Annotated in this window: 11 protein-coding genes and 1 pseudogene; all 12 read left to right on the forward strand. The window is 47.0% G+C overall.

The features are described from left to right. Window positions 1-46: 46 nt before the first annotated feature. The 12 genes and pseudogenes from JNUCC31_RS25390 (at window position 47) to JNUCC31_RS25445 (ending at window position 13,050) form a co-directional block, all read left to right on the forward strand. Window positions 47-916 carry an SDR family oxidoreductase gene (locus JNUCC31_RS25390; RefSeq protein ID WP_192265799.1) on the forward strand — a complete coding sequence of 290 codons (870 nt, stop codon included), beginning with the start codon at window positions 47-49 and terminating at the stop codon, window positions 914-916. A gap of 267 nt (window positions 917-1,183) precedes the next feature. Then, a pseudogene (locus tag JNUCC31_RS25395) lies at window positions 1,184-1,360 on the forward strand (cupin domain-containing protein); the annotation flags it as partial. 51 nt (window positions 1,361-1,411) lie between these two features. Then, window positions 1,412-3,241 carry a two-component system histidine kinase PnpS gene (gene pnpS / locus JNUCC31_RS25400; protein WP_192265802.1) on the forward strand — a complete coding sequence of 610 codons (1,830 nt, stop codon included), beginning with the start codon at window positions 1,412-1,414 and terminating at the stop codon, window positions 3,239-3,241. A 117-nt stretch (window positions 3,242-3,358) separates the two neighbouring features. Next, a complete protein-coding gene (locus JNUCC31_RS25405) occupies window positions 3,359-4,087 on the forward strand; it encodes a response regulator transcription factor (protein ID WP_192265804.1) in 729 nt (242 codons plus the stop codon). A gap of 153 nt (window positions 4,088-4,240) precedes the next feature. Further along, window positions 4,241-5,419, forward strand: a complete 1,179-nt coding sequence (locus tag JNUCC31_RS25410; protein WP_192265806.1) for a methyl-accepting chemotaxis protein — start codon at window positions 4,241-4,243, stop codon at window positions 5,417-5,419. Between the two features lie 240 nt (window positions 5,420-5,659). After that, window positions 5,660-6,415, forward strand: coding sequence for a phosphate ABC transporter ATP-binding protein PstB (gene pstB / locus JNUCC31_RS25415; RefSeq protein ID WP_192265808.1), 756 nt, complete (start codon window positions 5,660-5,662; stop codon window positions 6,413-6,415). A gap of 63 nt (window positions 6,416-6,478) precedes the next feature. Beyond that, entirely contained in the window at window positions 6,479-7,138 is a 660-nt protein-coding gene (gene phoU, locus JNUCC31_RS25420) for a phosphate signaling complex protein PhoU (RefSeq protein WP_192265809.1), read from the forward strand. 218 nt (window positions 7,139-7,356) lie between these two features. Continuing rightward, window positions 7,357-10,011 carry a DNA polymerase I gene (polA, locus tag JNUCC31_RS25425; protein ID WP_192265810.1) on the forward strand — a complete coding sequence of 885 codons (2,655 nt, stop codon included), beginning with the start codon at window positions 7,357-7,359 and terminating at the stop codon, window positions 10,009-10,011. Window positions 10,012-10,126: 115 nt separating this feature from the next. Beyond that, entirely contained in the window at window positions 10,127-10,957 is an 831-nt protein-coding gene (gene mutM / locus JNUCC31_RS25430) for a DNA-formamidopyrimidine glycosylase (RefSeq protein ID WP_192265811.1), read from the forward strand. A gap of 153 nt (window positions 10,958-11,110) precedes the next feature. Continuing rightward, window positions 11,111-11,884 carry a manganese efflux pump gene (locus JNUCC31_RS25435; RefSeq protein ID WP_192265812.1) on the forward strand — a complete coding sequence of 258 codons (774 nt, stop codon included), beginning with the start codon at window positions 11,111-11,113 and terminating at the stop codon, window positions 11,882-11,884. Window positions 11,885-11,893: 9 nt separating this feature from the next. Continuing rightward, window positions 11,894-12,490, forward strand: a complete 597-nt coding sequence (gene coaE / locus JNUCC31_RS25440) for a dephospho-CoA kinase (RefSeq protein WP_192265813.1) — start codon at window positions 11,894-11,896, stop codon at window positions 12,488-12,490. Continuing rightward, window positions 12,487-13,050 (forward strand): lytic transglycosylase domain-containing protein, encoded by a 564-nt coding sequence (locus JNUCC31_RS25445; RefSeq protein ID WP_192265815.1) that lies wholly within the window; start codon window positions 12,487-12,489, stop codon window positions 13,048-13,050. Before coaE ends, JNUCC31_RS25445 begins: the two co-directional genes overlap by 4 nt. The last annotated feature ends 13 nt before the right edge of the window (window positions 13,051-13,063 follow it).

Genomic DNA, 13,063 nt, shown 5'->3' on the forward strand with positions numbered 1-13,063 from the left:
CAGAATGAGACTGGAACAGAAAACATTTTGAGAGGAGAAATGCCAGATGTCAACGGATACACAAAACAAAAAGACGATGCCACCCCAACAACAGAATCAGCGTCCTGGGATTGAATCGGAGATGCACCCCAAGCCGGAGTTTGAGAAACCTGAATATAAAGCAGCCGGCAAATTGCTGGATAAGGTTGCATTGATTACGGGTGGAGACAGTGGAATTGGACGTGCTGTTGCCGTTACGTATGCAAAAGAGGGTGCCGATGTAGCGATTGTATACCTGAGTGAACATCAGGATGCAGAAGAGACGAAGCGCCAGGTTGAACAGGAAGGACGCAAATGCATACTGATTGCCGGAGACATTGGTGATGTCGCATTTGCCAAGAAATCGGTACAGCAGACGGTGGATCAACTGGGCAAGCTGGATATTGTCGTGAACAATGCAGCAGAGCAGCATCCACAGCAGCAGATAGAAGATATTACGCCAGAACAGCTGGAACGTACGTTCCGCACAAATATCTTTGGCATGTTTTATATTACACAGGCTGCCCTGCCACATCTTAAGAAAGGCAGTACGATCATCAATACGACGTCCATCACCGCATATCGCGGTAATCCAACGTTGATCGATTATTCCTCGACGAAAGGAGCAATCACTTCATTTACGCGCTCCTTGTCGATGAACGTGGTTGAGAAGGGCATTCGTGTGAATGCCGTTGCTCCAGGGCCGATATGGACACCGCTCATACCATCCACGTTTGATGAGAAAAAGGTGAGTGAATTTGGCGCTACTCAGCCGATGAAACGTCCAGGTCAACCGGATGAATTGGCTCCGGCTTACGTATATCTCGCTTCTGATGATTCGTCCTACGTGAGTGGACAGGTCATGCATATCAATGGCGGCGAAGTGGTTAACGGATAGTATTTAACACAATGAAAATATGTTGAGCGAGTTGATAAAGACGTTTCGTTTCCAGATTGCTGGACGGAGCGTCTTTGTGATTTATCCAATTCAATCGTCCGTTTACAAAAGTCAGGATCCAAATTGATATTTACATGATATTTTATTAGTACGACTGCCCAAGCTGCATGGTATTCATCATTGTCACCTGAATGGAAACGGCATGATCCCTGTAGAATCTGTGATATGATATGTGGAATATGATATATATCTATCGGGAGGTTTCACATGACAAAGATTAGCAAAGAGAATGCAGCACATTACATATGGGGCGGGAAGTGTGATGGTTGGCATCTCGTTCAAAACGAAACCTTGAGCATTATTCATGAAAGAATGCCTGCAGGAACGACTGAAACTCGGCATTATCATTCCATAAGCCGTCAGTTTTTTTTCGTCCTCCGCGGTGATCGAACAGAGCTGAATACGTAAATATTATTATAACAAAGGAAGATATAAATGAGACCGTTCCGAATTCGCCTTGCCATCATCATGATGGTGCTGATCGGTATCTCCGTCATAGTAGCGGGTTATACGATGGGCAGAGTGTTTAAGACTACCCACATTAATGCACTGGAGCAAACGATGGTGCGTGAGATCAATTTGCTGAAAGCCACATTCCCGTTTCATGATGCAACCGATCCGACGAATGCAGAGACACAGAAATATTACTCGGACCGGGCTGTTGAGTTGGATCGGCTGACGGATTCACGGGTAACCTTTATTAACAAAGATGGAACGGTCATTGGCGATTCGGAGAGCGATCCCAATACGATGGATAATCACTTGAACCGTCAGGAGATTAAAGAAGCCGGTGAGCAAAATTATGGTCATTCCATTCGTTATAGTGAAACATTGGGGCAGGACATGCTGTATGTGGCGCTTCCTGTGAATTCGGATCAAAGCGACATGATCGAGTTAACCAATGGAAAATTTGACGGGTACATCAGGCTGTCCATGAGCCTTGAGGCTGTGGATCAAGGTCTTCAGCAGGGCTGGATTTTGATGTTTTTCACCTTGGGACTTCTGTTCCTGATTGTAGCACTGGTCAGTTATAGGGTTGCACGAGGATTAACGTCACCCATTGAACATATTACGAAGGTGGCACATCGGATCACCAAGCTGGATTATGATGCGAGAGTGGATGTAACTCGAAATGACGAGATTGGCCAACTGGGACTTGCTATTAATGGAATGGCAGACAGCCTTCAGATGCAGCTGAAAACGATCAGGGATAATGAAGCACTACTGCAAAGTGTCCTGGCCAATATGACAGGCGGAATTGTCATGATTGATGCAGGCCAATCCATTGCGCTGGTCAACCGGGAAGCGGAGCGTATGCTTGGCATTCAGGCAGACCGGGTGACTGGCAAGCCGTATATTGAATTGAAGCGGCATTATGAGCTGACCCGAACCATTGAAGAAAGTGTTGCCATGCGGGAGCCCATGCACGAAGAAGTAAGTGTATTCAACCCGGTGGAAAAATTGATTCGTATTGACGGGGTACCCATGTCAGAAGATGATGGTGCGTATCGGGGCATGCTATTCCTCCTCCAGGACGTAACAGCGATCCGCAGTCTGGAGACGATGCGCAGTGAGTTCGTAGCTAATGTATCTCATGAACTGAAGACTCCTGTGGCTGCAGTCAAAGGTTTTGCTGAAACACTTCTTAGTGGCGGGGTTCAGGATAAAGAAACAGAGCGTTCATTTTTACAGATCATATACGATGAGGGTGACAGGCTGAATCGATTAATTGGTGATATTCTGGAGTTGTCCAAAATTGAATCCAAACGTGCTCCGCTTCAGTGTTCACCTGTGCATGTGCATTCGTTCTTCGAGATGGTTCTGGGTACACTGTCCAAGGTGGCGGAGAAGAAAGATATTCGTCTGGAGATGAATGTTCCCGAGGAATTATATATTGAAGCTGACGAGGATAAGATGAAGCAAATTTTTATTAATTTGTTATCCAACGGCATTAACTATACCCCTGAGGGTGGACGGGTAAAATTACAAGTGATGGTTGAACATAACGAGGACACAGAACAGGTTGTATTTGCAGTTTCGGACACGGGGATTGGCATTCCAAAGAAAGATTTGCCGCGAATTTTTGAGCGTTTCTATCGGGTGGACAAAGGCAGATCCCGTAACTCGGGAGGTACCGGACTTGGACTTTCGATCGTTAAGCATCTCGTTGAGTTGCATCATGGCAAGCTGTCTGTTGAGAGTGAACTTGGCATGGGAACAACGTTCCGTGTTATTCTTCCATTCATTCAGGATGAGGAAATCTAGTGCGATGGAAGTGAAATGTAAAAAGGAATGCATTGCTTTACACAGCGTTAACAATTAAGTGCTATGATAGACAAAGTGTTGTGGCAACAGACAACCTATGAGGAGAGAAGGGGTATCATGGCGCAGCGTTTGCTCGTTATTGAAGATGAACCAACATTATCAAGATTGCTTACGTACAACCTGACACAAGAGGGATATGATGTTATTGCTGAAGATCATGGATCTGCGGGATATGACAGGGCTTTGTCCCAAGAATTTGATCTGATTTTGCTGGATCTGATGCTTCCAGGAATGAATGGTCTGGACATTCTGAACAAGTTACGAATTCAGGGTGTCAGCACACCCGTTATTATTTTGACAGCCAAAAATGGTGAAGCCGAGGTTGTACAAGGTCTGAAATCAGGTGCTGATGATTATATCACCAAGCCGTTTGGTGTATCCGAATTGCTCGCCAGAGTGGATGCGGTGTTAAGACGTTATTCGAATGGTGAAGATCTGCCACAACCCGAGGACAAAGACGGTTCCCGGATTATACTGGGGGAACTGGAGATTTATCCATTGAAATATGAAGTTACACTGGGTGGACAATCCATTAGTTTACGTCCCAAGGAGTTTGAAGTTCTGCTCTATCTTGCCAAGAAACCCGGTGTTGTACTCACACGGGATGATCTGATGAATGCGGTCTGGGGCTTCGATTATATCGGAGGTCAACGAACGGTGGACGTTCACGTCAGTTCATTACGGAAGAAGCTGGAGCTGGACCCGGAATCGGTTCATATCGATTCCATTCGCGGTGTAGGTTATAAATTGGTTGTGAAAAGAAAAACTCCCCATCATTCAAGCTAACAATGATAGGGGAGTTTTATTTTTACATTCTGTTAACATAAAGAATTATTTTCCTTAACGTATAAGGAGTAGGATGAAGCTGTCTGAGTGATACTTTGGACCTACATATCCCATCTCAGGACGGAGCTCATACGTAAAGGAGATTGCGCATTTATGCCCATGTTGCTCGAAATGAAGCCTGATCAACGAGAAGAAACGATATATACGCAAGAGGTAATAGCAGCCAGATTGGGTCAAGAGGAAAAGGTAGCAGTTACTTCGAGAAATCAAGTTCACTTAAGGGACTATTGTCGTAAAGTTCCCATGGTTGGGATTCACACAACCTGTGGGGAAGCGGCTGGCATGCTAAATAAGGATCAGGAGTATCCCTGTATTGTATTATGTGACGATCAGATGCATCCGCTTGGTCTATTAATGCGGGAAACATTATACAAGATTTTGAATGGGCGCTTTGCTGCGGATTTGTTTTATCACAAGCCTATTTCGCGTATTTCTGATTCATCCCCAGTTATTGTAGATGTTGGCATGGATGCTTTAGGTATTATTGATATTGCTCTGTCTCGAAGTGAAAAGCAGTTCTACGATTGTTTAATCCTAACGGAAGAGCATAAAGTATTGGGCGTGCTTACGATGCGGGATGTGATGTCCTTGTCTCGCAGACTTCAGCACAAGGCTGGTGAAGAGCGTACACACATCATTAAAGACAGTCGGCAAGAAATTTCCGGAATTAATGATTCGATCACCCATCTCGTACAGGCTGCATGGAATGCAGGAGAAGAAGCCCAACAGATTATGAAATGGTCAGAGCAAGGGGAGAAGAGTCTGCTGCTGGTTGACGCTTCGTATAACCGCGTACATCAGCATATGGAAGGACAACGACAACATGCCAGTGAGATGTTGACTTCGATTGAAACAGGAGCCAAGATGGCGCGTTCCATTCGCTCTCTCGCAGATCAGAGTGGGTTGCTTGCCATGAATGCTTCAATTGAGGCGGCTCATGCGGGTGAGTATGGACTTGGGTTCCAGGTCGTCGCAGGTGAGATTCGTGCTCTGGCCAGACAAACCCGAGAGGTTGCGGGCAATATGTCTTCTTTGCTGGAGAATATAGGTGAATTGACTCAACAGACTGTGGAACTGGTTAGGGCAAGCTCAGCTGAAATCGACGACAGTTCGGTACATGTAACCGCAGGAGAGATGGCATTTAAACAACTGAGCACCTCAGTGGAAGGCATGTCCCGCATTGCAGAGGGGATTGCCACCGAAGGCAAGAAAGCCGGAGAAATGGCGGAACATATTAACAGGAAGCTTCAGGATATGGTAACTGATTCGTAACCATTAATTCCTGCGGGAACGGGTTTAGACATTCCAGACATCATTCATTATCCGTGATTGGATCAATCATGGATGGCTGTGAAAGATGTCTTTTTTACATTCCGTTAACATGAAAGTGATACTGTTTTTACAATGAGAAGGTAGGATGTTATAGATGGCCAAAAGCCAAGTCTGATTATTGGCATCGGTCAACGTAAAGGGAGTCTGGTTGTCCCTGCAGCGAAGGAGAAGTGAACATCCATGAAGGATCTCATTCATATTGATGGACTAAATCTATACTATGATACGCATCACGCGCTTAAAAATATATCGATGGATCTGCCCGAGAGAACGGTTACTGCGTTTATCGGACCATCAGGTTGCGGTAAATCTACCTTGCTTCGTACGCTGAACCGGATGAATGATATGATTCCGGGCGTGCGTGTGGAAGGACAAGTTATGTTGGACGGTTCCGACATTTATAGCAATGAGATTGAAGTGGAGACGCTGCGCAAAAGGGTTGGTATGGTGTTTCAGCAGCCTAACCCTTTTCCAAAATCCATTTACGATAACGTAGCTTATGGACCACGCCTTCATGGGGTGACCAACAAGGCCGAACTGGATCAGCTGGTTGAGCAGAGTCTTGTGCATGCTGCACTGTGGGATGAAGTGAAAGATGTGCTCAAAAAATCGGCACTCAGTCTGTCCGGTGGACAACAGCAGCGTCTTTGTATTGCACGTGCCCTGGCTGTGCAACCTGACGTTCTGCTGATGGATGAAGCGACGTCTGCACTAGATCCAATCTCGACGCTCAAAATTGAGGAACTGGTCAAAGAGTTGCATCATAAGTACACGATTGTGATGGTAACGCACAACATGCACCAGGCAGCAAGGGTATCGGGTCGTACTGTTTTTTTCCTGAATGGGGAAGTGGTCGAGGCAGCTGATACAGAAACTTTATTTTCCACACCGCAGGATTCCCGGACCGAGGATTATATATCCGGACGGTTCGGATAATCAAGCCAAGTTCGAACAATCCCGGTGTGTCCGGAGATGATGGATAAGGAGGACATGAAACCTATGATTCGCAGAAAAGAATTTGATCAAGAGCTGGAGGAACTGCGCACACTGCTTCGGCAAATGGGTGAGCATGTAGGAACGGCACTGGATGGGGCCATTGAAAGTTTACAAACGATGGATGCCGAGAAAGCTCAGGTCATCATCAAGAATGATGCGAATCTGAATGCCCTGGAAGACAAGATTATGGAACTGGGTTCCAAGCTTATCATTACACAACAGCCGGTAGCGAAGGATCTGCGACGTATTATCGTTGCTTTCAAAATCTCAAGTGATCTGGAACGGATGGGCGATCTTGCACTGGATGTAGCGAAGGTGACACTTCGTATGGAGGGACAGCAGCTTATTAAACCTCTTGTAGACATTCCAAGAATGGCGGAAATCGTCAAAGCGATGGTTGATGAATCCATTGAATCCTTCCTGAAGGAAAATACGGACCTAGCCTACAAAATGGCTCAGACGGATGATCAGGTTGACCAATTGTACAGTCATATGATCAGTGACCTCTACTCGTTCATGACAGACCATCCGAATAAAGCGTCCCAGGCCATGCTTCTAATGATGGTTGGACGTTATATCGAACGGATTGGTGACCATGCAACAAACATTGGTGAAAGTACAGTATATCTGGTAACAGGCAAACGCCCGGATCTCAATCAGTAGTTCAACGGAGTACAGTGGTAATTAAAGAATGGTTTGTTTGAAATCAAGGAACTTTCTCCCGGCAGTCTGTGATCAGGCTGTTAGCGGAGGGGTTCCTTTTTTTGCTGGAATTAAATGATGTGAAAAGATGGTTAATCTTTTTGTTGTAACTGGTGTGTATGGTATCATTAGAGTAGATGTAATTGAAGGTTTGACCATACGATACGCGAGGTGCTGGAATGGACAAGTTTATTCTCATAGATGGAAATAGCATTATTTACCGGGCGTTTTTTGCAATGCCGCCGCTGACCAACTCGAAAGGTCTGCATACCAATGCGGTGTACGGTTTTACGACGATGCTGCTGCGATTGCTGGAAGAACACAAACCGACTCATGTGATGGTCGCATTTGACGCGGGGAAAGTCACGTTCCGCCACGAAGGTTACCAGGAGTATAAGGGTGGCCGGGAGAAAACCCCACCGGAGCTGTCTGAGCAATTTCCACTGCTGAAAGAACTGCTGCAGGGTTTTGGCATTGCCCAGTTTGAGCTTGCTGGATTCGAAGCGGACGATATTATTGGAACGTTAACCAAACGTGCCGATGAAGCAGGAAGACAGGTACTGGTTGTATCGGGTGACAAAGATATGCTGCAGCTCGCCTCTGATCATGTTCATATCGGCCTTACACGCAAAGGTGTCACCGACATTGAATTGTATGATCCTGCTCAGATCAAGGAGCGCTATGGCTTGACTCCGTTACAAATCATTGACCTCAAAGGTCTGATGGGCGATACGTCCGATAATATACCGGGCATTCCCGGTGTTGGTGAGAAAACGGCGCTGAAGCTGCTGCACCAGTTCGGATCGGTTGAGGATGTTCTTAACGGCACAAGTGAGCTGAAAGGTAAAATGAAAGAAAAGATTGAGGCTCACGCCGAAGATGCACGGATGAGCAAGCAGCTTGCCACAATCCACCGGGAAGTTCCATTGGAACAAACGTGGGATGATATGCAGTTTGCCGGGTTGAAGGAGGAACTGGCAGGCCCCGCTTTGGCCAAGCTCGAATTCAAGTCTTTGCTCGAACGTCTTTCATTCCGTGGAAGTATAGTCTCTGAACAGGAGGCTGTTCCCGCCGCAGAGGTGCAGTCCTCCATCGCTACAGAGGAAACGATTGGGGAGCTGTTTGGGTCACTTGAATCCATTGATGTGCTGCATGTAGAGACACATGGCGATAACCCGCATCAAGCGAAACTGGTTGGACTCGCGTTAGGTTCAGCTGGAACCTACACATTCCTGTCGCCCGAATTGCTTCAGTCCAGCGCAGCTGCTCCGGTACGGGAATGGCTCGGCAATCCGGAACAGCCCAAGCGCGGCTATGATCTGCATCGTGTCGATTTGGCACTGCATGCGCATGGTATTGAGTTCGCAGGAGCGTCTTTCGATGTGCAGCTGGCTGCCTATTTACTCGATCCAACCGAATCCAATCAGACCATCAGTGGCTTAACCACGAAATATGGCCTGCCTTCCCTTGTGGAGGATGATACAGTGTTGGGCAAAGGGGCAAAATACAAAGTGCCTGACCAGGACATACTAGGTGATTTCCTGTGCCGTAAAGCGGCAGCCGTAGCAGCCATTATTCCACTTCAGGAGCAGGCCTTGGAGAGCAATGAGATGAATGCACTTTTCCATGAGCTGGAGATGCCGTTGTCACGCATCCTCGCAGATATGGAGAAACAGGGAATTAAGGCGAATACGGCAGATTTGAAGGCTTTGGGTAGTGAGTTCGAAGAAAATATCAGCAGATTGATGACGGAAATCTACAAGCTTTCCGGTACGGAATTCAATCTGAATTCACCGAAGCAGCTGGGTGAGATTTTATTCGATAGACTCGGTCTGCCTGTGGTCAAGAAAACAAAGACAGGTTACTCTACAGATGCCGAAGTATTGGAAAAACTGGCTCCATATAATGATGTGGTTAAGCATATTCTGCAATATCGTCAACTTGCCAAGTTGCAGTCCACATATGTAGAAGGATTGCTCAAAGAGATTTCAGACAAGGATGGCAAGGTGCATACGTATTACCGTCAGACGATTGCGGCTACCGGACGTCTGAGCAGTCAATTCCCGAACTTGCAGAACATTCCGATTCGGATGGAGGAAGGCCGCAAAATCCGGAAGGTGTTTGTCCCTTCAGAACCGGGTTGGTCCATTCTGGCAGCAGACTATTCACAGATTGAACTGCGTGTTCTTGCACATATTTCGGACGACGAGCGACTGAAGGAAGCTTTTGTCAACGATATGGATATCCATACGAAAACCGCTTCGGATGTGTTTGGGGTAAAGCCTGAGGATGTGGATGGAGATATGCGTCGTTCAGCCAAGGCGGTAAACTTCGGTATCGTGTATGGAATCAGCGATTACGGTTTGTCCCAGAACCTGCATATTACCCGTAAAGAGGCTGCCCAGTTTATAGATCAGTATTTCGAAGTATTCCAGGGTGTTCGCCGATATATGGACGATATTGTGAAGGAAGCGCGTCAGGATGGTTATGTTAAAACCATGCTGGAACGTCGTCGCTATCTGCCAGAGATTAATGCGAGCAACTTCAACCTTCGTTCTTTTGCAGAGCGTACAGCAATGAATACACCGATTCAGGGAACGGCGGCAGATATCATCAAGCTGGCCATGGTTCAGATGGACGAAGCGCTGCGTGAACGCAAGCTGAAGAGTCGTATGCTGCTTCAGGTACACGATGAACTTGTATTCGAAGTACCTGCCGATGAACTGGAGCTGATGAAAGAGCTCGTACCTTCAGTGATGGAAAAAGCATTAAAGCTGTCTGTACCACTGAAAGCGGAAGTCAGCTACGGTGAAAACTGGTATGAAGCCAAATAGCAGGCCCTGCAAGGCCTTTCCGTTATTTTACAATATGTTTTTCAATTGCTTTTGACACAAGAAGGGTCCCGCTGAGCGCCATCTTCCGTTATAATATAGGGGAGGTGAGAACATCATGCCGGAATTACCGGAAGTCGAAACAGTCAGAAGAACATTGAATCAACTTATTGTGGGCAAGACCATTGACTCAGTTACCGTTAGCTTGCCGCGGATTATTCAGCGGCCGGACGACATAGATGCATTTGCACTAGAACTTGCGGGACATACTGTAATGGGTGTGGAGCGCAGGGGCAAGTTTTTGCGTATTTTGCTGGATGGGCTGGTGCTTGTCTCCCATCTGCGGATGGAAGGAAGGTACGGGGTATACCAACAACATGAGGAAGTGGAGAAGCATACCCATGTTATCTTTCACTTTACGGATGGTACAGAATTACGTTATAAGGATGTACGTCAGTTTGGTACAATGCATCTATTCAGCGCAGGTGAGGAACTGGTATCCAAGCCATTGTTAAAGCTGGGGCTGGAACCGCTCGATCCTGCCTTTACCGTAGATGCATTCCGTGGTGCTGTTGGCAAGCGAACAACCAAAATCAAGGCCGTGCTGTTAAATCAGGCATATGTCGTCGGGATCGGGAATATCTATGTGGACGAGGCGTTATTCCGCGCAGGCATTCATCCAGAGACCATTGCCAAGACGTTAACAGAGGCACAGTTAACCGTTCTGCATGAGGCGATCGTGGCTACGCTTCAGGATGCGGTGGATGCAGGTGGATCTTCCATCAAATCATATGTGAATGGACAGGGCGAAATGGGGATGTTCCAGCATCAGTTGAAAATATATGGACGCAAGTCCGAACCCTGTGTAACGTGTGGTACATTAATCGAGAAGAGCGTAGTAGGCGGCAGGGGAACACATTATTGTCCGAAGTGTCAGCCGCTGCGTTGAATCGGTACCGGGTATGGTAGCATGATCGAAATCGTCAAATTGTAGCACCCTTGGATTCCTCCCTCCATATACTGATATGGCAGAAATAAGCGGGCGTATACCCATACTGGCAACTGCCGGTTGGAACGAGTTCGCACAGGGGAGGAATCCGGGGTGCTGCATCATTTTATTTCATTGCTGGCGCTTGCTTTGGCGCTTAGTTTAGATGGTTTTGGAGTCGGGATTACATACGGGCTGCGGAGAACCAAAATTCCGCTGTTATCCATTGCCGTCATTTCTATCTGTTCGGGTCTGGTTATTGCGTTATCCATGCAGGTGGGTGTGCTTTTGTCTCATGTGGTATCTCCGGACGTGGCTTCGATGGTTGGGGCAGTCATCCTGCTCGGTATTGGCGCATGGTCATTGCTGCAACTCATTCGTAAACAAGGCAAGGAACAGCTGGAGATGGACAATGGAACGGATGAGGGAGCCGAAGCAGGAATAATTCGAAGTGGGAGTAGGGCAGCACCGGAGGCTCTGTCAAAAGGCAGAAATCAGGTGCTTGCGCTTGACCTTGAGCAATCTTCCTCCGGTAGATCTCTGGAACGAATGGTCTTTACAATCGAGCTGAGAAAATTGGGTGTTGTGATTCAGATTCTGCGCAGCCCCTCGAAGGCGGATATGGATAACTCGGGAAGTATATCCGTACAGGAAGCGATGTGGCTTGGCATAGCTCTGTCTCTGGATGCTTTTGGTGCAGGACTGGGAGCGGCATTGTTAGGATTCCCCACGTTGTGGACGGCATTAATTATTGCATTGTTTAGTGGGACATTTCTGTTACTGGGTATGAAGGTTGGCTTGCGCTTCGCTGCTCTGCGTTGGATGCGAAGATTATCTGTACTGCCAGCACTTTTATTAATGATTATGGGAATAATGAAGTTGTTGTGAGGTGAAATAATGAATATTGGCTTAACCGGCGGGATCGCGACAGGCAAAAGCAGTGTGTCCGCCTTTCTCGCCAGTAAGGGAGCGTTGCTCATTGATGCAGATGTTATTGCCCGGGAAGTAATGCTGCCCGGGCATCCCGTTTTGACTGCGGCTGTTCAGCGGTTCGGACAAGCCATTTTAAATGAGGACGGAACACTGGATCGGAAGAAGCTGGGCAGTATTGTTTTTCAAAGTCCGGAAGAACGGAAAGCGTTGGAGGCTATTACGCATCCTGCGATCCGTAAGGAGATGCGCGAGCGTGCTGCTGCATACGAACTGGAGCATCCGGACAAGCTTGTCGTGTCCGATATCCCTTTATTGTACGAGTCAGGGCTGGAGGATGGCTTCGAAGAAGTGATGGTTGTGTACGTCCCGAGGTCTATACAACGGGAACGGCTAATGAGCCGGGATGGAATGACGGCGGAACAGGCTGAGGCCCGAATGGACACGCAGATGGACATTGAAGATAAGAAGCAGCGTGCTGACATTGTCATCGATAACAGCGGCTTATGGTCAGAGACGGAGAAACAGATCAATTCATTTTTGCATCGTAAGGGCTTATTATGAGATTGCTGCGTAAGAAACGGGTTTTATTGTTGATGTTTGTGTCTTTTGTTTTGGTCCTGTTCCTGAATACGAATTGGATGGCCTGGTTCTATCCCATTCATTACAAGGAAGAAATTCGCGCCCAATCGCAGAGTTATGAGGTCGATCCGTTTCTCATCGCTTCCATCATCAAGGTGGAGACCAATTTCAAGACAAGCAAGGAATCGAAGAGAGGTGCCATTGGGCTGATGCAGCTCATGCCGGACACCGCGAACTGGATTATGGAACAAGGCAAAATTCCGGGCACATCGCTGGAAGAATTAAAGCATGAACCTGGAAGAAATATTCAGTTAGGTACTTGGTATTTACGCAATCTGTCAGACCAATTCGATGGAAATGAAGTGGCAATGATTGCCGCATACAACGCAGGTCCAGGCAAAGTAAATTCATGGCTGAGGGATGGTGTATGGGACGGCTCATTCGAGACGGTCAAGGATATTCCGTTTGGTGAGACCCGGCACTATGTACAACGAGTCATTTATTATTATAATCAATATGTAAAGATCTATAATACGTTCTAAGGTAGACTCTTTT

The organism is Paenibacillus sp. JNUCC-31, assembly GCF_014844075.1.
In the GTDB taxonomy this organism is placed as follows: Bacteria; Bacillota; Bacilli; order Paenibacillales; family Paenibacillaceae; genus Paenibacillus.

Excerpts from the sequence above, each read along its gene's own strand:
- JNUCC31_RS25410 (WP_192265806.1), top strand. The coding sequence starts at position 4,241 with ATGCCCATGTTGCTCGAAATGAAGCCTGATCAACGAGAAGAAACGATA.
- phoU (WP_192265809.1), top strand. The coding sequence starts at position 6,479 with ATGATTCGCAGAAAAGAATTTGATCAAGAGCTGGAGGAACTGCGCACA.
- coaE (WP_192265813.1), top strand. The coding sequence starts at position 11,894 with ATGAATATTGGCTTAACCGGCGGGATCGCGACAGGCAAAAGCAGTGTG.
- JNUCC31_RS25445 (WP_192265815.1), top strand. The coding sequence starts at position 12,487 with ATGAGATTGCTGCGTAAGAAACGGGTTTTATTGTTGATGTTTGTGTCT.
- mutM (WP_192265811.1), top strand. The coding sequence starts at position 10,127 with ATGCCGGAATTACCGGAAGTCGAAACAGTCAGAAGAACATTGAATCAA.
- JNUCC31_RS25405 (WP_192265804.1), top strand. The coding sequence starts at position 3,359 with ATGGCGCAGCGTTTGCTCGTTATTGAAGATGAACCAACATTATCAAGA.
- JNUCC31_RS25390 (WP_192265799.1), top strand. The coding sequence starts at position 47 with ATGTCAACGGATACACAAAACAAAAAGACGATGCCACCCCAACAACAG.
- pstB (WP_192265808.1), top strand. The coding sequence starts at position 5,660 with ATGAAGGATCTCATTCATATTGATGGACTAAATCTATACTATGATACG.
- polA (WP_192265810.1), top strand. The coding sequence starts at position 7,357 with ATGGACAAGTTTATTCTCATAGATGGAAATAGCATTATTTACCGGGCG.
- pnpS (WP_192265802.1), top strand. The coding sequence starts at position 1,412 with ATGAGACCGTTCCGAATTCGCCTTGCCATCATCATGATGGTGCTGATC.